Consider the following 25,970-nt stretch of genomic DNA (forward strand, 5'->3'; position numbering starts at 1 on the left):
AAGTATATTTCTTTATTTAGTGTGGTGAGTAATCCATGTATTCAGAAAACCTTCTTTAGTTTTCAATAAGATTTTATAAATATTGGAATTATTAATTTTTTGTTTTGAAATAAACTTACCACTGTTCACATCCACCTTCCCGAGAAACTGATACTTATCCTTACCTCCAGTTTTAAAATTATTGGTATTAGTAATATATACTTCTGCCCATTCTTTTAAAAAATCTGTTGTTTTCCAGGTAAGATCAAGGGTATTATCAGACAATAAAGAAGCTTTCAACTGATAGGTTGTTCTGTTTCTAAGCAGATCGACACCATCCATTTCCTGCTGAATCCTTTCCGGCACTTTTATACTGAGAAAATCAGTTATTGTAGGAAGTATATCTGTAATAGCCACCCTATTGTTTTGAGCATAAGTATTAATATTGGGTTTATTGATTGCGATCCACGTATCGCGTTCTCTATCACTTTGCCCACCATGTCCTTTCCCGTTGCTTGCAGATCTGCCGTGATCTGTGGTTACTATAAACAACCAGTCTTCTCCATGTTTGGCTTCACGTTTTTTTACCGCATCATAAATCTTTCCAATTAATTGGTCTTCAAAAGAGATCGCTTTGTATAAGATATCTCCATCTCCATGATGATGCCCCATATCATCGGTAAACTCAAGATATACCCACGAAAGATCCGGGGCATTCTCTGTAATATAGCTTGCTGCCTTTCCCGCTACCAGACTATCAATCTTACGGATATACCTGCTTTGCTTGTCGTGTGGGAAATGTAAAGTGTCTCTCTCCATGCCATCATAAGCAAAATCCATTTTTATTTCCCCAGTAGCTTCAAGATTTTCACCAATCAGCTTAGTACGATTATCTTCCCATGTTGAAAAGACGGCTGCTTTTTTATCCGGAAACTGATCTTTAAAAAGTCTGAAAATAGTAGGGTAATTATAATTAGGGTTTTTAATATCATTATCATAAACATTATGTTTGTTGACCCAAGTTCCTGTCAGCAAACTGTTGTATCCTACCGCAGAAATTGTTGGTGTTTCACTATAATTTCCTTTTTCTCCTCCTACATATGCTTTCAATAATGCCCCGTCTTTTTTAATTCTATTAAGATTGGGAATTTCAGCCTTATTCAACATATCTTCCGCAATACCATCCACAATGATAAAAACCACTTTTTTTTGTAATTTGTTTTTCTGGCCAAAAACACTAAAAGTAACAAAAGAGATAATAATAAATAAAGATTTTTTTAAGAACTTCATTTGCCGTTTTTTTTATTTTGGTAAAAATCCATAAAAAAACGGACATCATATTTTAACAAAATATTAACAAATAAATTTAACATATTAAGTTTGCTTAAAGGCTATACATAAGCCTATTAAAACATTTTCTTTAATTTTCGGTTGTATGTATTATCTATAATAAGAATGGATTGTTCTGGCTAATAAAAATCTTATAAGATGGCCATATAAATAAATTTCATAATAATCAGAACTTATCAAATAAGTTTTCGATTATTATGAAACCTAGTTTATTTTCCTAAAAATTCAAGTGCTTTTGTAACAAAAGCTTCATGATTCTGAAAGAAAGAGGCATGTCCTGAATCCGGGAAAATAACCAATTCCGAATTTTCCAGGCTCTGAGCCATATTCTTTGCATTCTGAACGGCTACCGGGAGATCATTTTCACCATGAACGATAAGAACGGGATTTTTAATATTTTTCAATTCTGTAAGTGCACCGGTGTCTGGCTGTGCCCAGCTCAGCACTGCCGTAAACTGTGAACCGGATGCAGCATCACTTAAAATAAGGTCTCTGTCTGTTGTACGAAGCTGAATTCTTGCATATGCAGCCTTTCCTGCCGCGGTACTTTGGGCAGAGGCTGTAAATCCGAATTTCAGGAAAGAAGCTTCAGGACTCAGCCCGGCTGTACCGGCAATAATATTGGGTAAATCGGATAATCCGATGGCTCCTTTGGGACCTGTTCCTGTCAGAATAACTTTGTTGACGAGTGCCGGATTTGTTAAAACAACTCTCTGAGCCACAAATCCTCCCATGGAAAACCCCATAATATTGACTTTACTGAGATTCAGAGCCTGAATGAAATCTATGGCATCGTCAGCCATAGCCTGCACCGTATTGGGAGTTGTTCCTTTTGAAGAAGCCACCCCTTTGTTATCAAAGAGAATAAGTTTGTATTTTTTAGCCAACCCGTCTGTAACTGCAGGATCCCAATCATCCATTGACCCTCCTAAGCCGGGAAGTAAAACCAAAGGAATACCATCTTCTTTTCCTAAAACACGATAGGCAAACGTATTTCCTTTAACATTTACGAACTGTGTTTTGGCATTTTGGTGGTTCCTGTTCTGTACCTCCTGTATCGTGGGAGGTTCGTTTTCTTCACTGCAGGACATTGTTACCACAGTAAAAAGGGTTAAACATAATAAGCTTACTGCTGAGATTTTTCTGATTGTTTTCATTGTAGTTTATTTTTGTATGATTATGATGCAAACATAACACGCAAATATAAACGGAACACTCACAAGCTTGTTCAACAGGACATTTCGGGAAGTAAAGCAGACATTTAAAACGTTGAAAATTATAAAAGCAGGTCTTCTCAAATAGTTTTCAGGGCATTCAGGGTTTCCATGGCCTTTCCTGCATCTTCACTGGCTACAAAAATATGATCATGATAATAGGCAGCCACTACATTACAGCTGATATTTTCCTTTTTCAAAGCATTGGCAAAAGCAGCAGTAAGTCCTACGGCCTCTAGTGAAGAATGAATATTCAGGGTAATCCAGGAAGAGATATAGATATACTCCAGCTTCCAGCTATCTGCTATTTCTTTTTCCAAAACCAGGGTAATGGCTTCATTTTCACGAAAGAAAAATAAAACCTGGCTAAGATCCGGAATCTGCATCTGATTTTCAGTTGTACAAAAAACATAATTTCCGGTGTTCAGCACAGGCTCCATATGTTGAAGCAAAACGGCTAAGTCTTTTTCTCCTGACATCTTTTTTTGTACAAAACTAAGTGATCTCTTCAGGTATCTATTTATCATTTGATAAAAAATGCAGTCTGTCTATTTTCATATATAATAAAAAAAGGAGGTCCCCACCTCCTTTTTTATGTATTAAATACCTTAAAAGACCTATTTAACTTCTTTATATGAATGTTTGTGTTTTTTTGGTGGGCTTTTAAGAAGCCGGTATAAGGACATTTATACTTATATTTAATTTCATCACTTGCGTTTTTTATAACTATAGTTTATTATTTGTATAGTCATATTTCTCATTTGTGTAAAAAGTTCAGCGTTTGAAAATTTTGTCTCTTTTCATCTCCTGAATTTTCTACTGCAAAGTAACGACATTATGGTATAATTTCCATCCTATTCCCCATCGATACACGTCTAAAGAAGCATCGATATTTATCGATAAACCCATAAAATCTTTTGGATTTTAACTTTTATGATGCGTTTTGATCAGGTCTATCAGCTCTACCAGGTTCTCTATTTTTAATTTATCAAAAAGGTTTTTCTTAATGGTACTTACTGTATTCTGTTTGATATTCAGCTGATTTGAAATTTCCAGATTCCCATATCCTGCTGCATATAATTCTGCAATCTCCAGTTCTCTTTTGGTTAAACGGCTCAGCGGATTAATCATATCCGGATTAGAAACCAGCTGTACCAGCAGATCCCTGGATACGGATGAAAAATACTCTCCTTTTTGTATAAAATGTGAAATAGCTTCTCTTACTTCATCTTCTTCGCTTAATTTGCTCAGATATCCGTTAGCTCCGGCTTTAAAAAATTTAAGCGCATGTACATCCTCTTCAAGCCCTGTAAAAATCAGGATTTTAAGATCAGGATTGATACTTTTTATCTGTGACAGGATGTGCAGGCTATTGCCATCCGGAAAATGAGCGTCTATTATAGCCATTTCTATTCCCTTTGAGCCTACCAATTCTACAGCCTGCTGCAAAGAGGATGTGTGAAAAACCTTTGCATTGGGAACAATATCAGTGATGATAATCTCCATTCCCTGTCTTACAATACTGTGATCATCTGCCAAAAGGAATGTAATTTCTTTATTTTCAATTGGTATTTCCATCGTTATTAAGATTTAAATTGATCCTGAATGTTATTTTTGTCCCTTTATAGAGCTTACTGGTAGCGGATATTTCGCCATCAAAAAGCTCTACAATTTCCTTACATAAGCTTAATCCCAATCCCGCGCCAAGATTATCAATCTCATCTGAAACAACTCCCTGATAGTAAGGTTCAAAAATTTTCTTCACATCAGATTCTGATATTCCCACTCCGGTATCGGCTACTGTTGTAGTAAGGGAAATTCTGTTTTTATCAATCGGTTCGGTGATCATGGTAAGATCGATCTGTCCGTTTTCTGTAAATTTATTGGCATTTCCCAGAATGTTCATAAATACCTGATTGATCTTTATATTGTCTGAGTATACCACCACATTTTCCGGAATCATATCTGTGACAACAAACTTATTATTTCTGGTCTCTATATAAGGAGTAATTACCTTAGCAATAGCGTTAAGCTCATCTTTAAGGTTAAACACGCTGTTCACCAGCTTTTTATCTGCTTCCTGATTTTTTGTATATTCCAGAATCTGGTTGGATTGCAAAAGCAGCGTACTATTGGTAAATTTTATAGACTGTAAATAATCTTTTATCGTATCATCCTTTGTTGTTCTGTGGATCTTATCAATAAAAATATTAATAATTTTCAGCGGCGACCTTAAATCATGGCTCAGCATTCCCAGAATTCTGTTTTTGAAATTAAGATTATTTTTAATTTCCTCATGGGCTGCATTAAGTTTTCGCTCATATATAAAGGCAACCCTGGTAAAATACATGATCAGGATCGATACAATGAACATGAGAACCATCAATCCCAGTACGAGATAATTTCTTATTTTATTATTATTTGAATTCTGATCATTATACTCTTTTTCGAGTTCTGATTTAAAATCTTTAATTGCATTTTCATAGACTTCTATAAGGCCATTACTGTATACCAGCAACTTGTTGAAATTACTGTAAAACTGCAGATTCTCCTTCTGATTCTTGGCTGCATACAGCTGTACCTTTTTTACTTCTGCCGCATAGTGCTGATCTATAGACTTCATCGTATTGGTCATTTTTGATTTTACCTGAGAAAGGTCTATTGTCTTGCTATTCGTTAAAGTAACTACTGTACTTTCCTTCTGTACATTCACTTTACCCGTTATAGCATCTTTTAAACGTCCCATAAAGCCTTTCTTTTTGATGGTATCGGCATAAGTACGGGTCTGTATATTGAAATCCTCAAAGTCATTTTTATACTTTTCCGGTTCATATTTTTTATCTTCAATTTTTCCCGGTGGATTCAGGGAGGTCTGATATACAGAATCGATCAACGTTTTTAGCTGGTGGGCTTTCAAAGTATCTTTTTTATGCATTGCCAGAGTATTTTTCAGCCTGGGACTGGTTTTTTCATACTCTCCTATTTTGTCAAAATTCAGCTTAAGCTTTCTTAATGACTGGAAATAAGCCTGCAGATCTTTATTATCCTGACTGATCATATATTTCTGAAGATGATTCTGTGCGTCCATAAAATCTTTCCTCGAATTATCAGTCAGCCCGCCTAATGCTCTGCTTTCTTCCAGTTGGGTCTTAATAAATTTCAGTTTTTTTTCATTGACAGATTCAGTATAAAAAAAGGTGGCAATAATCACCTGTATCAATAAAATACACAGGATTAACGAGTAGTGAACAACCTTCCTCAACTTAAAATTCAAGAATTTATATTTCATAGGTATCGATCAGATAAATTAATTGGTAATTACGCAAACTGTTCAAATCTTATTTTTAATTATTAAAAATGACCTTACAAAATCGGGCAATCGCCGTATATCATTTAATTTACAAAGTTAAAGTAATTTTTGTCTTGTTATAATAGTGAATATCAGATAAAAAACGAAGAATTTCATTTTTCTTTTCATCAAAATCCATGCAAAAAATTAAGATTTTGTTAACATAAATCTCAATTTTAAATAAGATACAAAAAATGAAGTCTTACAGACATTATTTAAAAGAATAAAAAATGTATAAAAAACCCCTTCCAAAGCGACTCTGGAAGGGGTTTAGTGTATATAATTAAAAAGTATTGTGATCGGTGGTTTTTATTCCACTACGATTATTGTATTGTAAGGATCTTAATTAGGGTTTACAATAAACGTCTGCTCTACGATCATTCCCTGCGTACCATCAAAAGAAATTCCTCCGATCGTTGTTGAAGAATCCGGACTGTACATGGTAAGAACCTTGTCTTCCTTACTGAACATTCCGGCTGTATTCTCGGTAACAACTTTGAAATGATAATAAATAGGATTTCCATCTGCATCTTTTACAGTGAGAGGGTCCAGTCCTAATTTTTGCAGTCTTAAAAAGATTGTCTTATCAGTTATATCAAAGATTTCTTTCGGCATCCAGGTATCTGTATTGGTCTGAGGATCATTTTCAAACAGATACAGCTGTACTTTAGAAGTATTGTTCGGAAGAATATTCATTCTGGCCACTTCTTTCCAGTTCCCCTGATTAGTCATCTGATACAGGTGATACTTTCCTTTATAGCATTGTTCTTTCCATTCCAGAAGTCCTGAGGTAACTACATTTCCGGTAATCGGATTGGATTCGAATTTCAATTCCGGAGCCTGTGGCAATACATTTTCTACCATAGTAGTGATCATAATCTTTGATGCTTCGGATGGTGCAAATTCTTTTACAACCACTTCCGGCTGATTGGCAGCATACTTCGCTTCAGAATATTCAACTTCTGCTTCTACCGTTACACGATAATACAATGGATCTGTAAACGGAACCTGTACCAGATCGTGGAATGGATCAGTCAGAGTCCAGCTGTTATCATCCGATACGCCTTCTTTTTCAAGGACAAGCTCATGAACCAGTTCCATGGTTCTTACTGAAACAGCATCCTGCATGGTAAGGGCACGGTACAATTTGGCTTTTTTAACGTTGTATACTTTATTATAAGCATTGATTGTCACTTTCATCTGAGGCTTGACATCCGCAGCTTTATCTTCTAAAACCGGAATCACGCTCTTAATCTCAGGGGTTTTAAGCGGGAAAGAGTTCACCATTTTCACCGGTCCGATCGCGGTACTCATTTCACTTTGTACCATCTGTACATTGGTTTCTCTGGCTGCATAGAAATACGTACTGGTAGAAGCTCCGTCTAAGGTATAATCTACAAATAACGTTTTATGAGGGGCTGTACTCACAATCTTCATCATCGGGGCCATATCAAATTCTCCGTTGATATCATTACCCGGTGTCAGCAATGTTCCGTTTTTGGCTCTGATCACCTGTGCTTTAGGAATCGGCTGATAATCATTTCCTTTGATATACTGATACAGAACCGGAATTTCCGTTAACGGAACATAGGTATTCTGAATCGTCTGTTTCACAAAATCTCCGAATTTCAGCTCCCCGAATTTACCGTTAGGATCCTTAGGAATAATCACCGTTGATAAATCCTGGATATCATTATATGTCTTTTGCGGAATCGCAGGAGTATAATGCTGGTTATGATCTTGAATAAAGAGATTAATCCACTTCAATAAGTCTTCACTGTTTGGAATCGGAAGTGCATATCCGTTATATTCTTTAAAAGTAGACCCGTTAAAAATGGCATTGGCCAGATCCGAGAGTCTGTTATTGAAATACTCGTCATTGATTCTCTCACGGATATATTCTACCGAATCCTTTTCAGGAGCTGCATTATAATCTTTTGTGTGCTTATATAATGAGCTTAATAAAATGTCATCATTAGAACGAAGGAACATCACACTGAACGGCTTATGTTTATATTCTGTTGTGAAAGCATAAGAGGAACGCCCGAAGGAATCCGGTCTTGTAGCATACAGAGATGAGCCTGAAGGTGGTTCCGGAGTTTTAGGTGCCACGATTTTTCTTCCGAACATCATTGTCGGAGTGGAAATCCTTGATTTATAATCCGGGTACGTAAGATCTACGGTACGTGTTCCGAAAATAGTATACTTTTCCAGGTCATCATTCTGAGGAAGGATATCCTCGTTTCTCAGACGGCATGGGCCGTTATAATGAAGGTAAGCTCTGTATCCAGGGTAGAAATTCACCTCTACCGTTCTGCTAGGCATGATCGTTTCATCAGGCTGAAGAGGGTCCGTTGCAAAGGATTCATCCAGCGCAAATAATTTCAGGTCTCCGCTATTAATATTTTCAATACGAACTACTTTCAGTGTTGATTTTTCTTCAAACGGAGCATTAGCATTGGATTTCTCAATACGTACGCTTCCTCTGTACCATTGTACAATATCTTTTTGGGGATCGGTTGAATACTGAGGGTGATTATTCAGGGTGAAACCCGGAAAATCAATCTCATACATTCCCGTGAAAGGAAGAGGCACCTGAGCCGGGCCATTAGGATCCGGGTTGGGAGCATATTCAATAAATCGTTTAACGACTGCCGTTTTTTTAATTCCCCTGAATTTTCTGAAATAGGTATTCATCGTAACATCAGGATCCTGGCCGGATTTAATTGTTTTCTCTTCGGTATGAATCGGCCATCCGTCTCCGATCTGAATTTTCAGCGGATGCGGGTTTACAGTTCCCCATGTGGAAGGGTTTTGCATATTTTCTACCACCATAAATGCATCATTTGCATGAGGTACGGTAAAGTTGGCCGGATCGAAAGGAATATTTGCATTCTGACCGAAGGCATTTCCGACCTGTTTTTTCAGGACATGGAAAATCGGAAAATCAGGGTTGGTTCCCGGTAAAATATTATGGATAATATAATCATCAGTTCCTACGGTAAATATTCCACCGATATAATTCGGGAATGCTGCTGTAGCGATAGTTGGCTTCAGCGTCTGAAGAGTTCCCTGGGCGGCAGTTCCTGTGCTGCTGAGCACAAAGCCTTTCGTTTTAATAACAGAAACCAGCGGATTACCTGTAAGATCCGTTATCGTATCAATTGCTCCGAAAACCCTGTTTGGAATTTCCGGACGGAAGAATACTTCAATATGATCTGCGAATACTTCTTCAGCATCAGGAAGAGGATTGAAGTCGGTAATTTGTTCTCCGTTAATCGCTTTCTGATAGGTAATCATATCCTGTGCAGCATCGTATTCCATGGTAAGTCTCACCAAAGTTTTATCACTGGCCGTATTCAATTTATATAATTGCTGCTCATTATCGGAAGTCAGTAATAAAGGACTTTCTTCCTGAATTAAAAAGGCATTGACACTTGAAGCCGGTAATAAAACATTGGATGGCTTAATAGTAGACTCCACCTCAAATACAATCGACGCAGACTGGGCTCTTGAAAACCAGTTGACTCCGTAAGAACCGAATTTACGTTTCCCGGATCTCTTTTCTTTATGAACGTATGCCGGGTTTCCGTAATCAGGAAGTCCGATAGCTACGGTTTCAAAATGCGCTTTATATCCGCTGCCGTCGACATTCGAATAATTGGGGTTATGAGGCAGCTCAGGAAGTCTCCATTTAGCTTCATCACTGGATTTATATTCAATTCCCACCTGTACCGGATAGGTAAATGTGGACATATCAAACTGCTGGCTAGAATAATAGAAAGGACTGTTTGCCGGTTCATCCGGAGTCTGCTCTTCTGTCAGTAAACTTAAAAATCTTGCCGTCCCGTCATAGGTATACCCGTTGGCATCCGTAAGGCTGCTCATGGTAACACCGGCTGTAGGGTCTGCTGAAAGGATACCCGGAACAGGCTGCTTTAACCGTACCGGTAAACAAAGACGCTGATCCGTCATTGAGGTCGGTAACGTAAGAGCCACGTGAATGGCTTCGAAAGGTCCCTGTCCGTTTCCTAAATCTGCTTCTGTCACATAATAAGCCGCATACATAAATTGCTCTCCGCTAAATGCTTCGTCTGTCATATCCATATGCCCGAGTCCCAGCATTCTGGCTACGTGGAAGTCCAGAGCCGCCATTTGTAAAATTGAGAAATGAGAAATCTCCAGAGGCTCCTTAGTGGTATCATCTTCAGGATAGTAGTGATCCAACGCTAAAGGATTGTCATAATTATCACTCAGTTTCAGATACTTATACACTGAATCCTTGATGCTGTTTTCAGCATCTTTTTTATCGTCATACCATTTTGAAACATAATTTTCGATATTGACAAATTCACCATCGTTATATCTCGGCCAGGTCGCATGTACAGGATGGTTTTCCGCATCCGGTTCCAATCTGTAAAGCGCTTCATCATCCTCCGTGGTAAGGGCAAATTTACCCAGTTCTTCCCAGCCTTCCCTGTTGTAAGCATCTTCATAGAATTCAAAATCAATTCTGGAAATAATGGTTCCTGAAGGTACAAAACGAACACTTCTTCCATTTTCAGCAAATATTTTTCTTGTGAAATCTGAAATATCTCTTCGGAACGTTACGTTCTTGGGAAGGTTCTGCTTATTGGTTTCCACAGAAAGCACTTCTGTTTTGGCACTTCCTAGAGCAGTTGCAGGAGTAAGCTGTAATGCGAAGAATAAAGAATCCTTCGATTCCACTTCGATAAGATTACTTCCGTACTTATCTAAAAAACCGCTTGGATCTGAAAACGGATTAATACCGGCTCTTACCTCATTATATTTACTTGTATTTCTAAAATAAACATAGAACATTTTGCCGTCACGCTTTCCGCTTGAATACAACCATAGCGCTTCAGAATCAATGACTGTTGTAGGTGAACTCGTTAAATAAAGCGAGGTAATTGAAGGCTCATAACGGATTCTTGATATTCTTACAAAGTCATCCTGCCTGTTGAACCCCTTAGGAGAGCCTTGATAGGCTCCTCCTTTGGGTAAATGTTCTGCTGCAGGCCCCTTTAGCATCCATCTTAAATGGATTCCTACAGTACTCTCCTCTCCTCTTGATCCGGCAGCCTGAATATATAAACAATCTGACTGCAAAAAGATATTATTTGTTGATAATGAGGCTGCTGCCGCATTTTTTATAGTATTTGTATTGAAAGACATTGTATTAGTTTATTTTAATATTTTTAACTTCAACTGCGCTGGACTTAATATAATTGGTTCCGTCCCAGATTTTATACGTGAATAAGAAGTTCATCACACTTTCTGTAATGGATTTGTCTTTATTCATAATCAGGATCTGTGAATAATCCTTAGAATAAATCGCATTATAATTAGCGTTTTCACTCAACACGCCTGCTGAATTATAGGTTATTACTTCCACCATTCCCGGGCTGTCTACTTTTTTAACGGTTCCGTCCGGATTAAGGGTAACTTTCCTTGTCATATCCGCCAAAGGAATTTTAGGATGGTTGAATGGTTCCGGATTTCGGATCAATAATGCCAGTACTTTTCCAGTGTTCGGATCAACAATTTTATTGAATTCCGTTGTAGGAGCATCTTCCTGAGGACTGATTCCGAATAATCCCTGAACCACTCTGTCAAACGGATGCTGATACTGATTGGCAATCGCTTTACTTATAGCATTCTGACTTTCTTTTCCAAGTTCTGTATTGATAATATCCCATGCCGCAGTCAGTTTATCTGCTGCTACGGATTTTTCAATTGTATAAACCGCCTGTTTTTTCAGGTTGTTTCCGTTGGCATCCTGGTAGGAAATAAAGCAGCTTTCAACCTGAGTTTTAAAGTTTTCATAACGGGAAGTCTGGAACACAAATTTGTGGACTTCTTTAGCATACTTCCTCTTCATATTTTCATCAATACTTTCCCTACTCACCGTATCTGTTCCCCAATAGAAGTTAAGAACCTGCGCTGTATAAAGCTTCTGAGGTTTTAATTTTTTAGGTTGTACCACACGGTATATTGATTTTGGTTTCTGAAGCGTTAAGTTTCCTACACAGGTCTGACCGTTGTTCAGCATATTGAAATACTGATCCAGTATAGTAGGAATCGCCGGATTATCATCTACAGCCCAGGTTTCAAAAGTCTGGGGAATATCTACTGCCGACTGCACAATTTCCTGTTCGGTAGGATCCAGTGTCGGCGGATTATTCACCGCAGTATCTTCTACAGGGTCTTTGATAATCACCTTCATGGTGCCTCCCAGAGGTGCAAAAGTTTTACCTTCAGATACAAAACTCTCCCATCCGCTTAATAATTTGGAGACATAAGTGGAGGTGAAATATAGTGAAATCTTCGTTGTTAAATCATTATAGAACAATGGCTTGGCATTCACAATATTACCGTCCGCATTCGGATAAGAACGCTGATAATCGATATATGCTCTCAGTGAAGTATGAGGATACTGGTCAGGATGCGGAGTTTGTGACTTCACATGGTTTCCGTTCGCATCATAAATTTCTCCGGTAGTATCTTCAAGCTTATATATTGAGCCGTCAGGATTTTTGATTTCAATATCTCCATACGTAGAGTTTTTATCTAAATGGAAGAATCCTAAAGGTCCTGCTGTACGGAAAGCATAAGCATAAGGGTAAGGTTTCTGGGTTATTCCGTCATCTACAGTATCTTTTAAGACAAACTTAATATAATATGCGGTATCCGGTCTCCAGATCGGCTGAACAAATCTTGTCACTGCATTGACTGCGGCCGCTGTTTCCTCCTGAATAGCCTGCTGGCTAGGAATGTTCACATTATAAAAATGATCTTCTACAGATAACCATTGAACTTCATGGAACAAAGTGAAGCACTTTTTCTTGGATGAACAGTTGCCCAGATCTTTCAGAATATCAATAATATCCTGACATGCGGTATTAAATGCTCCTGCATTCATCATATAGAAAGACTGCCCAAGCATTACAACCGTATTGATTGTATTGATCTGTCTTGACAGAATCTTCGTTAAGTATGAATACTGCGGATGGGTAGATAGAAATGCATTAAATGCTTCCATCAACGGAGATCTGCTGATTCCCTGTCTGTCATTAAACTGTCCGAAATCTTTCAGAGCAAGCTCTGCACTTAAATTACATAAAGTAGAGTCCGTACAAAGATTTAATTCAAGAGCTAATCTTTCAATCTGTCTGAATTTGGCTTTCACCAATTCAAAACGGGAGATGATTCCATCATAGCTTACCGGCTGGGCTTCCACAAATTCTGTAAGATCTTCTAACAATCTTGCGTACTGATGCAGATAAACCTCAAACAGCGGAGACTGAACTCCGATTCCTGCAAGCATTTCCAACATATCGTGATAAACTCGGGAAGTCACCATATTGCTAATAAATACTGCATACGTAATACCATTTGGTGTTCCTCCCCTTCTATTGAAGCCAACAAAGAAATTAAGATTATAATGCTGTACAATATCCTGATAATACCTGCACATCATTTCTTCTTTCTCCTGTCTCAGCCCTTCACAACCTACAGATTGCAATTCGTTCAGCTGACCCTCCAGCTTTCTGTAGAGCTGAATATCACTTGGCTGCACTGTACCTACCACTCCTCCGTGGGCTAAAGCCTGCTGGTAACCCTGCTGCATCAATACGGCCATCTGTTCTAAAATCAGATTGATCTGAACGGTATCTGTCACATCAGGAATAATAACAATTTTTGTAATTCCTTTTTTCGTAAAATATTCAGAAACATCTAATTCGCCATTAAAAACATCTCTTGGATAATACTCCTGTTCCATCTCATATTGAACAAAGGACTGCGTATCGTCAATAATCGGACTGTAGTACTGAATGGTTAATCCCGTACTATACGTACTGAGTTTCAGTTTCAGTTTTCTTGCCCGTGCAGGCAGCATAATGGTAAGATGCGATTTATTCTTAAATTCCAGTGATTTATCAAATCCGAAGATATTGGCAGCATCCGAAACTTTACCTGAATCACCCTGCATGATAGGAGTTCCGTTTGGACCCACTGTATACTGTACATCTCCCGAAATCTGGTAAGATGCTTTTTTGCTCTGGAAGAAACTGTTTGTAGAAGCATAATAAAGCGTATTCAACGGCTTATTTAAAAAGTCTGAAACGGAATTTTCAATTTCCTGTCCGTGACAGAATAAAGTAGTAGCCAAGACACCGTATTGCTCAGGAGTAAACCATCCCGGGTTCCCCTGTTCCGTATAGGAGAACGGCGTTGTCCCTAATAGACGGATTGCATTGTACTGATTGTCTTTCTTCTGCCACTGACCGGCTTTCGCATTCGCCAGATAAGCATTGGTAGGATCCATGGCTTTAAACGGATCATATTTTACCCAGCTGCCATTTACATAAGCCTTAACCTCAAAGCTTTCCAGCGTATACTGGTGTTTTACCTGTCTCATTTCCAGTCCTTTCATAATTTTATCAGGCGGAATAAGGTCAGCAGAATTACTTGCAGGGTTGGTAAACCCACCGATAACTTTGCTACTCTCAACTGTCGGCAGCAATCCTTTTGTTGTTTTGATATCAATATAAGTATCCAGTGGAACTACTTTTTTGATCGTATCCACATTCGGATAATTATCAGGACTTACAGACTCCAGATCAAATGTTTCATTGGTTAACATACTGACCCCTTTCACCAGGCTCTTTTCCTGGCCTTCAATCTGAGTCATCGGATTCACAGGATCTCGCTCTACAATTTTGTTGAACTCCCATTTAAGCTCCACTTTAACGCTGAAACTGATCTTAAAGAACAGGATTTTTAATTTAAATGCGACACTAAACGCTCCATAGATTAAGAACGGTTTCGGAGATTCCACGGCAAGAAGAATGGTGACGGAAGCATAGATTCTAATGATCTTAACATCAATATCGATCGTCAGTCCGGCTTCAAAATAAGCACCCATCTGAGGTTTCTGGAAGCTGATTTTTCCTCCGAGCTCAAGATAAGCCAGTACAAAGATCTTCACCGGTCCGAATGTTCTGTCAAATCTGAACTCTCCTCTGGCTCCGGCTTCAATTCCTTTTCCGGAAATCATCAGGAAGGCTTTCAGGGTAAACAGATCTTTTAAGAGTTTGGCAGAAATAGGGACCTGTTTGGTTCCGAAATTAATATACCATGCGGATGGATTATTAAAGAAGAAACCGGCCTGAATTTCAGCATAGATCTTGATGATATCCCCTGATTTTTCCGGGAATTTATAATCGGCTCCAAATCCGAATTCCAGAGAGTTATCTCCAAAAATAAAGAAGGCAAAGAATGGTGGATCATCCTGATACGTCACTCTGCTTGAAAGAATCTTCATTCTTGCATCTACCATCACCATGGACGGAAGAGATAGCAATAACATGGCATTGGCAGAGATGATATTTCCGTTGGCCATCGTATCTCCAAGTAAAGCACCTACCCCTAGTGAGAACGGGAAATTATATTTCTCCGTTTTGTCCGGACGGCTGAACTTATCAACCCCTACTCCTCGTTTTGGCGCTGTATAATACTGATACCATGTATTTTGAGAGGTCATCCCGATCGCTTCTTTTTCAGCGACATAGCGGTATCCTAATAATCCTCGGAATCCGTAAATCGATACCGGGCCTAATGCAATAGGATTCGGAAGTTCAATATTGGCATCAATCAGGAATGCAGGATATTTAGGTGCCAAACGCATGTCGACCCCACCCGTAATTCTAGGGTTTTTAACTTTAAGGCTTACGCCTCCTTTATATTCCTGGAATTCACCCGGCTCCGGAATAGACAGCCATCCTTTGATCGAAACGGAAGGATCACTCGAGTTCGCCGGAATGATCATGTCAACATACACCGTCTGGATATGGAAGTATGAGTCATGTTTTTTACCGTTAGGCTCATCATCATCAATGGTATAGTAAAACTTGATTCCGTCTCCGCGGGCATCAATTCCTGCCACCCCGATACTGACTCCGCCGTCGAAACCGAAGTAATTATATTTACGAAGTACATCCCCTTTCATTCTTTCGTGAGAACCGAAGTGAATAGCCGTTACGGAAACCTCTGTAGGCCCGATCGGAATTTTAATCGGTTTCGGAAGGGTCATATTTCCTCCGTTTACTCTGAAGTCGATACGTCCGTCACTATAGATTCTCAGTGCGGAGATACTCAGGGTCTGCCCTTTTAATGCGCCTCCAAGTAAAGTATCAATAAACTCGATATCCGCAGAAGCACCAATGAAAAACTTATCATTCTCTTTCCCTAGCTCTACAGATTTCAAATGCAGTTTAAAGACTCCCGGCAGTGTGATCGTAGGATCAAACGGCGGTACTGCTGCTGCAGCTAAACGGAAATCTCCATTGGCTTCAATATGTCCTTTTACGTTAATATTAGCCGGATTATTATTTCCGTCCGTAAATTTTGGAATAAGCAACTGGCCTTCAATATTGGAAGAAACCACCGCATTCTGCTTTAAAGTAATATCAAAAGATTTGAAACCTACCTGAAAACCATCCTGTCCTCCAAGTTTTTTCCAAAGCATGGTATTACTGCTATTAAGCCCTGATAGATAAGTTTGATAAGTTTGAGCATTATTAAAAATACGCGGAGTTACCTGTCCATTAGGGACTAGTGATAGTGGGAATTTAAATGAAAACGGAGCATCTGACGTTGCTTTAAGTCCCTGCAAAATAGTTTTAAGCTCCTGATAATTATTTGCTTTAGCTTCAATTACTTCATTTGTAGTCGAATTTTTCTTAAATAATATTACAGGATAATTAAACGAAAATTTATCATTATAATATTCAAAACTACCTCCTTGTCCTGCTACTGGCACTGATTCCAGCATAAATGTTCCTGATACACCTCCAGTACCTATTAATAAGTCATATCCACCTAATCGTAATGTAGTGCTTGACGCAGAAGGAGGGTTATTTTCATTACGGAACCATTTTGGAGGAAAAGTAACTGACACAGCTCTTGCATATACCCCTGTGAAATCTGGAGAATAGCCATAAGCATCTGCCTCCGGTATATTTTTAGTTTTACTTAGATCTAATTTCAATCTGTCTAACTGAAGTAGTAATCCCGTATTTCCAATTTCTGAATAGTTGCTTGGCCCTAAAGACCCTGCGATATCTAAATTATAACCTATTCCTTCTACTGTATCAGCATATAAAATTGCTTTGGCAAAATCAAAGGATGTCTTCGAATTAGGATCAGGATGAGGCATTAATTCTCCGCCACTTATAATCCAAGGTTTTAAAATATTCCTTGGAAATTCAATTGATGCAGAAGTTTCTAATGTAATTTTTGCTCTCGGTTTAATAATATTCAGGATATAATCATCAAGATCTTGAGGTAAAATATTCCTGAAAAATAATTTTAAATTATTTTTAGTATTTGAAATGTTCAGATTATCTACTATATATGTTGTAAATGCAGCAAGTGCTGCTCCTTTTCCATACATATTGTTGATAGAATCCGTAAGTTCTTTAATCCTGTCATCTGAAGTTGGATAAGGAATTGGAGCTGTCATTGAGCCTCCCAACTCAGCATTCAAATCATCAACAAATTTTTTAATGGGATCTCCCGTAGAATTAACAAATACATTAATAATCTCATTAATAACTTTAGTCTCTGTTAAATTAAGACTAACCAGAATAACTTTAAAAATATCTTCCGGTAAAAATGAAAAACTATCTAAATCAAATTGCGATACATATCCTAAAATAGGCCAGTTATATTGTACAGTTACTGGAAAAGATGAAATCGAGTTATTTTGAGAATCTCTGTTAAGAACAAATTTTAATCCATAAACAAGATCAAAATCAATTTTGTCTTTCGCAACTATATCAAGACTGTAAAATGCACTGTCTCCTAGTGGACTTACACTCGACTGATAATTTTTATAATATATCTTTGAAAACATTCCTTGACTAATGCTTTTTACAAAATCAAGTGAAGAAGGAATGTTGTCTAATGTAATTAAGTTAGATAATTTAGGGTAATATTGTAATATTGGTGTGTTTGGCATGTTAAAATTATTTTACATTGTAATAATTTCTTTAAAAAAGTTATTCATTTTGTATTATAAAGTCCATTTTTAAGATATTTCCCGTACTGGGATCAACACTTAATGAATAGGAGTTAAATACAATTTGATATAACGGAGTAGATTCATTAACATATATTTTTTTAATATCTACTTTATTTTTTTTTGTTTTAAGTATTTTTATAAATATTTCGCTTGCTAGATTTGCATCTTCCTGATTGAAAGAAGTATTACCATAAATAGGTGTAGCTTCAAGGACATTTCCTTTATTATCTAAAACAGTTTTAAATCTGATGAACGGTTTATTTTTCATTAGAAGTACAGATTGAGTTTTAATTTTTTGAGAAAGAATATTTAAAACTTCAGCTTCAGATAAAGGAAAATCTTTTTTGTAAAATCGTTCTGTAGAAACCTTATTTTCATCAATATTTTTGCTATAGATTGGAATATATAATCTATTTCCAATAGATTGTTCATATTTAGTATAAGAATATAAAGGAGACTTAGTATCACCGTTGTAAGTACGACAGATAGATTCTTTTTGTAAAATATTTTCTTTACAAAATGATTTTGTATTCCAGGCAAAATTGACTATATTTTTATTTTCTTTATAACCTGAAAAATAATATTTATAACTGTCATTATCTTGATACTTACTCATTTTATATCGTATCCCTTCATTTTTAATAGAAAACAAACTAGTGTTAAGAAGTATAGAATCCGGAAGTTTTTTCAACACTAATGAATCGTAATAAGGCCTATAGATATAATCATCGATATTAACCGAACCAAAATTATATTTAAAAATCTTGTGTTCTTCCATTGCCCTATCTCTTTTAGAAATATAATCGTTAACAATTTTTTTGTGTTTAAAAAATTCTTTATCAATCTTATTAATAATTATTGTATCATGAATACTTTGGGAAAACAAAGCGTAGCTACTGAAAACGCATAAAATTAGCAAAGCTATTTTTTTCATATAGGAATAAGTTTGTTGTTATTATTAGTGTCTTTTATTTTTTTATCCTGCCATTTCCAAATCAATTTTCTTTTAGAATCGGGGTCTGATCCATTATAATCCATCACATTATCTGTGCTATAAATTTCAAATGTAAATTCACTATTATTATCAAATGAATGTTCTAATCCTATAGAGTGTAAAAGTTCATGAGCTATGGTATTCTTTTTTAACCCTGGTAAAAAAATTCTTGCACCATCAGCACCCCCAAGTTTATAGGCTTCTCCTGCTAATCCCATTGATCCACCATATTCTCTAAAAAATAAGAGTGTACATTCATCTCTTAATGTAGCAGGTAACTTATCTTTACAAAATTTAAACATTTCAGGGGTAGATTTTATACCATAAGTAGGGGCATTAAAATGAATTCCACCTGGTTTAAATTCTGCAATATCTAAATCCAAATCAGCCACTACAAAATCCGGTTCAATTAACAATTGATGTAAAAAGTTTTTTACTATCTTTTTAGTCAGGTCTCTTTCTCCAGATGGTAATCCTTCTTTTACTGAACTAATATTCGTTTTACAATTAACTAAAACAACTTTAAGCTTATATCTTTCACTATTACTTCGTAACCAACATTTTCCAGCAAGAGATGTCTTATTATTTTCTACTGCATAAACCTCTAAGGCTTGGTCGATTTCGGTAACTTGCAATGATTTTACATTTATAGTATAGCTTTCATTAATTGAAGGCTGATAATTTGATGAAGGAATTTCAAATAATTCAAATTCATCATTAATACTTGCAGTTGCGGTCGGATTATTTACAGAAATATATTTTTTGTTATATTTTATAAATAGTTTTGTGACCTCATTATTTTTAGTAAATTTCAGCTTTATTGTTGTTTCACTCCCTGGATACAACGTAATAAAGGAATCTGTATGAAAAGGAAAATCACCAGTATTTTTTCTCCAGTTTGTCGGTTTACAATTATATTTTTCGTACAACAGCTTATGGAAAAACTCTCTATCAGTTTTAAACGTATAATTTCCAGGATTATCAACATCATAATTTTCCAGCTTTCCTGTAGTTGTATTATAATATTTTCCGAGCAATTCTTTATATAAACTTCTATTTGTGTAAACTTTATTTGTCGTGTTAAAACCAATATAGTCAAATCCTGCGGACTCATAACCATTAAGAGTTGTATCCATGTCTACAGGTAAAAAATCTACAGCAATATTAGCAAATTCATTAAAATATTCAAAGTTATTTGAATATTTTTTTGTAAAAAAGAAATAGCCATCTACTGTATAAATTGCGACTTTTTCATTTGTTTCCTGAGAAACCCCACTCTGTGCGTCAAATAATATATTTAAATCATATTTTACAAAAGAACCATTAGGATCAAATGTTTTATTCTTAAAATTAAATACTAAATTTGTGGCATTGTTGATATTTTGAGTAAGATTTATATAATCAGCTTGTGATATTCCTAATTGATACAATGGAAAATTATTATTATCATTATCCTTTCTTCGATATGATAGAGCATTAAAATCTTCTCCATCATATATTTTCCCTTTCCAAATTTCTCCTTCTCCATATATAGTATGACAATAACTTTTTGAATCATTCACTCCTGTATAATAGGAGGCATTTAAATTTCCTTTGTTAAAATCTGCTGATGATTTACTTACTTCTTGTGGAAATAAAATATATGTTCTATTGACAGAATCCGGATTTACAGGTGTAGTGGGGGGATCAACGTTTGCTAGATAACCTTCTAAAACAACCTTCATATTATACAAGCCACAGTCTTCTCCGCTCTTAATCACATTTGGCCTTAAATGACTAACTGTTGAACCTTGCTTATTTAAACCATCACCACTTTCAATAATTGAAGATATATTTACAGGACCAAAAATTCCATTTAAAGAATCTTCTATACCATCATTATATGAAAGGTAAATAAATGATGAGATTTTCTTTGTTGTATTGATAATTGGTAAAACAAAAGTCAAGGGCTGAAATTTCGGATCTGTAGTTAATGTTCCTGTCATCAGATCGTTTGATTTATAGAGTTTTTTCTCTGATCCCTGATAGCAGTACATAGTGCTTCGATTACTAAAGATATTTAATTTAAAAGATAAATTTTTTTCTTTTATAATCCGTATTGGCCATTGATTTTGAGCGAAAGTTTTATTAGCATCTAAACCTTCTATTGGATTTGTAATAGGATTACTAGTGTTAGGATAAAAATTATATGATCTTCCTCTCTTACTTTTTATATATAAATACGTTAAATCATTATTTTTAAACTTAAGATTAATATTTGTATATATTTCATCAGGATCAGTGTATTCTTTTACTTTTGAAATTATTTTTCCTTTGTTCTTAGTTTTGTTCTCAGTTTTGTCCACACTAGTAATATGTGCACCATAATAAGCAATTGGATCTAAAAATAAGTAAATACTTTCTCTAAATACTTTTTCAGAAACACTCGGTAAATTACCATAATATACATTAGGATCATTACCTCCGATTACACTTAAAACGCATTCTTTAGCACTAAAAAAATCATTTGCAAATTCAAAACCGGTATCACTTTTATCTTGCGAAAAATCTCCCTCATCTAACACTACCTCAAAACCAAATTCGTTAGCAAAGTTACCAATATATGTTCCTATTGTAACTTTTGGTAATATATATTTATTACTTTTATAAAAAGCTTTATACGTTGCTAATTCAGTTTGCGATATCCCCAACTTACCCGCGTCTAAAACTACGGTAGAAGAGTCATTAATTTCATTATATTCTAAATATTCATTCCATATTTTGATCAAAAAATCAATTATCTGAGGATCATTTTTTTTGACTATTTGTAAAAATGAATTATTTTCTTTATATAAATTTTTTTTTAGTACACTTCTGTATACATAATATTTAACCTTGATTCCTAAACCCGATCCGTTAGAATCTGGCTTTAAAAATATATTTACTAAATCAGTTGATCCCTTTTGGGGAACAATGAACAAGGTTCCATCTGTTACAGCAAATGCTTTTAAATTTTCGACATGGCTAAAAGTGTTTGTAAGTCTAAATTTTTTATCTAGAAAATCTGGTACTGGACCGAAAGCGTATTTCGCATCTTGAAAGCCACTAATAATTTTGTTTTCCTCTGTAAAAAAATGAGAAACTGGCCCGTTTTTAATATCTGTTAACATTGATTTTAAACATTAAATTAAAATTAGTTTATTTTGTCTTAACATAACTTTTGTTAATATTTTTTACTTAAATCATCTCATATTGTATATATGATTGATTTTTCCACTTCATAAAAAAACCGAATAACAACAAGGAAAGCGTTGTAGGGTATGGAAGATCAATCAATGGATTTAATTTTTCTAACGTTATACAATATATTTTGTGATTCTCTTACTTGATTCGTTAGTGTGGAACGGTATATTCCGTGTTGGCGACAAAATGGGATGGATATATTCTGTAGTTAAAAAAATGAAATATTTTCATGAAGTGGTTAATTTTTATATAGCAGCGCTACTATATGTGGTTTCCTTGTTATTATTCGTTTTTTGTTCTACAGCAAAAGTATAGGGGTGCAACGTCAAAACTTGACGTGTTAAATTTCATTTTGAAAAATTTTCACTTAATTAGGGTTAAGATTATAAAATTTCCATCAACCCTCTGTCATTCTGAAGAATAGCTTTAAAAGATCATCTTTTGGAATTATGATCTGAAAGTATTTCACCTGTTTTATCCAGCTCTTCCGTATTTATACCCAACACCACAATTGGTTATTTATACGCTAAGAACATATATCCTCTTATTTGTTACTTTGAAATGCTTATTAAATCACAGTATCCCTGGCAACAATATACTTTGAAATGTATCATCAGTAAAATCTACTCTCCTATTCAAAGGTATTGAATCAGAGTCCGGATGGATCAGGATGATCTGCTCAAATATATTGTTGCTTTTATTTACATCTGATTTTCAACATACTAAACAATCCTTTTCCGGATGGATGTAAAGTCAAAATGGTTTTGGATACTCTCCATGGAAGAATATTTTCCGTATGGGCCCCCAGAGTGATTATCACATTGTTTTATTTCGATTTCATATCACCATCATTAGTATTTTCTATTTTTCTCAGACCAACCGAATCTTATATTTTCCTAACTTGTCTCATTTAAAAAACCATAGAAATAGAAATACCTGCAGATAATTTTATTGTGCTAAAAAACACTTAGGTTCTTTTATCCATCCCTATTCCACCCGTTATCTCAGGTATTCAGAAACAATTATAATAAAACTGCTTCATCATCTTATGACAAATAAAAATCTTAATTCTCAGAAAGGTTTTACGTTCAGTAAACATATTCCTGAAGAATTATCAAATTTTGACCGGGTCTTTGATGTGTTCAAAGATTTGCTCACCCATACTTCCGGTGATATTGAGGAGGCCTTTGAATGGCTCGATATGCTGGATAAAGAATATGATATTTTTAATGATGACTATACCCTTGAAGACTTTGAAAATGATTTGAAAAAACGGGGCTATATCAAAGAAGAAGCTCCTGAAGACGGCAATTCGGGACAGGGAAAAGGTAAGAATATCCTGACTCCGAAACTGGAATCCGCTCTGCGCGAATATGCCTTAAATCAGATTTTCGGAAAACTTAAAAAAAGCGGCACCGGAAATCACCGTACCACTAAAACAGGGGTCGGAGATGAACGGGATGGCGAAACCCGCTCTTTTCAATATGGAGACGATTTGTCTGCCGTGAATATGACGGAGAGTTTAAAAAATGCCCAGATTAACAATGGAATTTCCGATCTTCATTTAACAGAAGATGACCTTATTATAGAAGAGACCAGACATAAAGCGCAAATGAGTACCGTGCTGATGATCGATATCAGCCACTCCATGATTCTGTATGGAGAAGACCGGATTACTCCTGCTAAAAAGGTAGCCATGGCTCTGGTAGAATTAATCAAAAGAAAATATCCTAAAGATTCCATTGATATTATCGTTTTCGGGAACGAAGCATGGCCGATTAAAATTAAAGACCTTCCCTACTTAAAAGTAGGTCCCTATCATACCAATACGGTGGCAGGACTGGAACTGGCGATGGATATTCTCCGAAGGAAAAGAAATACCAATAAACAGATTTTCATGATTACCGATGGAAAACCAAGCTGTATGCAATTGCCAACCGGAGAATTATATATGAATAGTTATGGGCTTGACGAAATGATTGTTAATCAATGTCTCAACAGGGCTGCACAGGCGAGAAAACTTAAAATTCCGATTACTACTTTTATGATTGCTCAGGACCCTTATCTGCGGCAATTTGTGGAAGCTTTTACGGCACAGAATAAAGGAAAAGCATTTCTAACCGGATTATCAGGTTTAGGGCAAATGATTTTTGAAGATTACGAAAAAAACAGAATAAAGAGAATATAAAGAAAATGAAAAACGATATTACATTCAAAGAATTAAAAAAATCAGGCTATATCGATAAAACGATTAATGAAGAAATTCAGGCTAATTTAATTTCAAGAATTAAAGCAAAAAAGCCGGTATTTGAAGGACTCTGGGGATACGAAGACACCGTAATTCCCCAATTGAAAAAGGCCATTCTTGCCGGCCATCATATCAATCTGCTGGGTTTGCGCGGACAGGCAAAAACAAGAATAGCAAGAAGTATGGTGGATCTCCTGGATGAATATATACCTGTTGTAAAAGGATCTGAAATTAATGACAGTCCTTTTCATCCTATTTCAAAGTTCGCGAAAGATCTTATTTCAGAGCTTGGAGACGATACCCCGATTTCATGGGTACATCGTTCCGACCGCTTTTTTGAAAAACTGGCTACCCCCGACGTGAATGTGGCCGATTTAATTGGCGATATTGATCCCATCAAAGCTGCCACCTTAAAACTGCCGTATTCCGATGAAAGGGTTTTACATTACGGAATGATTCCCCGTGCCAACCGTTCTATATTTGTCCTTAATGAACTTCCCGATTTACAGGCCAGAATTCAGGTCTCCTTATTCAATATTTTACAGGAAGGAGATATTCAGATCCGTGGATTTCAACTGAGAATGCCTCTTGACATTCAGTTTATTTTCACAGCTAATCCGGAAGATTACACCAACAGAGGAAGCATCGTTACTCCCCTAAAAGACAGAATCGGATCGCAGATTTTCACACATTATCCTAAAACGATTGCTCTTGCCCGCCAGATTACAGAACAGGAAGCTAAAATTTCTCCTGAAGACAAGTCAAGGATACAGATTCCCGATCTGGCAAAAAACCTGTTGGAAGAAGTTGCTTTCGTGGCCCGTGACAGTGAGTACGTAGATACAAAAAGCGGCGTAAGTGCCCGTCTGACCATCAGTGCTATGGAAAATTTAATTGCGGCAGCTAAATTACGTCTTATAGAATCTGGTGAAGAAAAAACAACCATTCGTCTGCTTGATTTTATGTCAATTATTCCTTCTATTACAGGAAAAATTGAACTTGTATATGAAGGAGAACAGGAAGGGGCTGATTATGTGGCAAAAATACTGATAGACAAAGCCGTAATGCTTCAGTTTGAAAGCATTTTCCCTCGTATACCCAAACTGGAAAAAGAAGATATCAAAACACCTTATACCGACCTCATCAGATGGTTCAACAAAAATCACCTTGAACTTAATTACGATGATTCGGACGAAGTATTCTATGCTAAACTTAATAAAATAGCTCCTTTGGTAACGCTGGTTGAAGAAAATGCTTCCGAATTAAGTACAGAAAATCAGAATTTCTGTAAAGAACTCGTATTATGGGCCTTAACGATTAGCAGTAAAATAGATAAATCGGAAAATCAATCTGCATTTACCTTTGATTCTGCAGGAATCGGACAGTTCCTGCGCAACTAAAGGAACCTGTCGGTACACAAAAAATAGTAAAATAGAATAGCGATTGTCTCTTTTTTGAGGCAGTCGTTTTTTGATAAATCAAAAACAGATCCGCTCATCTATAGA

At 36.1% G+C, this 25,970-nt stretch carries 11 protein-coding genes; 2 read left to right on the plus strand and 9 right to left on the minus strand.

Going from position 1 to position 25,970, the window contains the following annotated elements; genetic code table 11:
• Positions 1 to 12: 12 nt before the first annotated feature.
• From JO178_RS02765 to JO178_RS02805, 9 genes are all read right to left on the minus strand, one after another.
• Positions 13 to 1,269, minus strand: a complete 1,257-nt coding sequence (locus JO178_RS02765; protein ID WP_291931274.1) for an alkaline phosphatase family protein — start codon at positions 1,267 to 1,269, stop codon at positions 13 to 15.
• A 269-nt stretch (positions 1,270 to 1,538) separates the two neighbouring features.
• Positions 1,539 to 2,486: an alpha/beta hydrolase gene (locus JO178_RS02770; RefSeq protein ID WP_291931276.1), complete on the minus strand. Its 948-nt coding sequence runs from the start codon at positions 2,484 to 2,486 to the stop codon at positions 1,539 to 1,541.
• A gap of 137 nt (positions 2,487 to 2,623) precedes the next feature.
• Positions 2,624 to 3,022, minus strand: a complete 399-nt coding sequence (locus JO178_RS02775) for an ACT domain-containing protein (RefSeq protein WP_291931278.1) — start codon at positions 3,020 to 3,022, stop codon at positions 2,624 to 2,626.
• Between the two features lie 445 nt (positions 3,023 to 3,467).
• Positions 3,468 to 4,121, minus strand: a complete 654-nt coding sequence (locus JO178_RS02780; protein WP_291931280.1) for a response regulator transcription factor — start codon at positions 4,119 to 4,121, stop codon at positions 3,468 to 3,470.
• Entirely contained in the window at positions 4,105 to 5,817 is a 1,713-nt protein-coding gene (locus JO178_RS02785; RefSeq protein WP_291931283.1) for a HAMP domain-containing sensor histidine kinase, read from the minus strand. The genes JO178_RS02780 and JO178_RS02785 overlap by 17 nt, the downstream gene beginning before the upstream one ends.
• Before the next feature lie 417 nt (positions 5,818 to 6,234).
• Positions 6,235 to 11,088: a hypothetical protein gene (locus JO178_RS02790; RefSeq protein WP_291931286.1), complete on the minus strand. Its 4,854-nt coding sequence runs from the start codon at positions 11,086 to 11,088 to the stop codon at positions 6,235 to 6,237.
• 4 nt (positions 11,089 to 11,092) lie between these two features.
• Positions 11,093 to 17,938 carry a hypothetical protein gene (locus JO178_RS02795; protein WP_291931290.1) on the minus strand — a complete coding sequence of 2,282 codons (6,846 nt, stop codon included), beginning with the start codon at positions 17,936 to 17,938 and terminating at the stop codon, positions 11,093 to 11,095.
• A 40-nt stretch (positions 17,939 to 17,978) separates the two neighbouring features.
• Positions 17,979 to 18,935 carry a hypothetical protein gene (locus tag JO178_RS02800; RefSeq protein ID WP_291931292.1) on the minus strand — a complete coding sequence of 319 codons (957 nt, stop codon included), beginning with the start codon at positions 18,933 to 18,935 and terminating at the stop codon, positions 17,979 to 17,981.
• Positions 18,932 to 22,144, minus strand: coding sequence for a hypothetical protein (locus tag JO178_RS02805; protein WP_291931295.1), 3,213 nt, complete (start codon positions 22,142 to 22,144; stop codon positions 18,932 to 18,934). The genes JO178_RS02800 and JO178_RS02805 overlap by 4 nt, the downstream gene beginning before the upstream one ends.
• Before the next feature lie 1,121 nt (positions 22,145 to 23,265).
• Between JO178_RS02805 and JO178_RS02810 the strand changes: the two genes are divergently transcribed.
• Together JO178_RS02810 and JO178_RS02815 are read left to right on the plus strand one after the other, a co-directional pair.
• Positions 23,266 to 24,405, plus strand: coding sequence for a VWA domain-containing protein (locus JO178_RS02810; RefSeq protein WP_291931298.1), 1,140 nt, complete (start codon positions 23,266 to 23,268; stop codon positions 24,403 to 24,405).
• Between the two features lie 5 nt (positions 24,406 to 24,410).
• On the plus strand, positions 24,411 to 25,865 hold the full coding sequence (locus tag JO178_RS02815; protein WP_291931300.1) for a sigma 54-interacting transcriptional regulator: 1,455 nt from the start codon (positions 24,411 to 24,413) through the stop codon (positions 25,863 to 25,865).
• The last annotated feature ends 105 nt before the right edge of the window (positions 25,866 to 25,970 follow it).

Source organism: Chryseobacterium sp., from assembly GCF_019236175.1.
GTDB lineage: Bacteria > Bacteroidota > Bacteroidia > Flavobacteriales > Weeksellaceae > Chryseobacterium.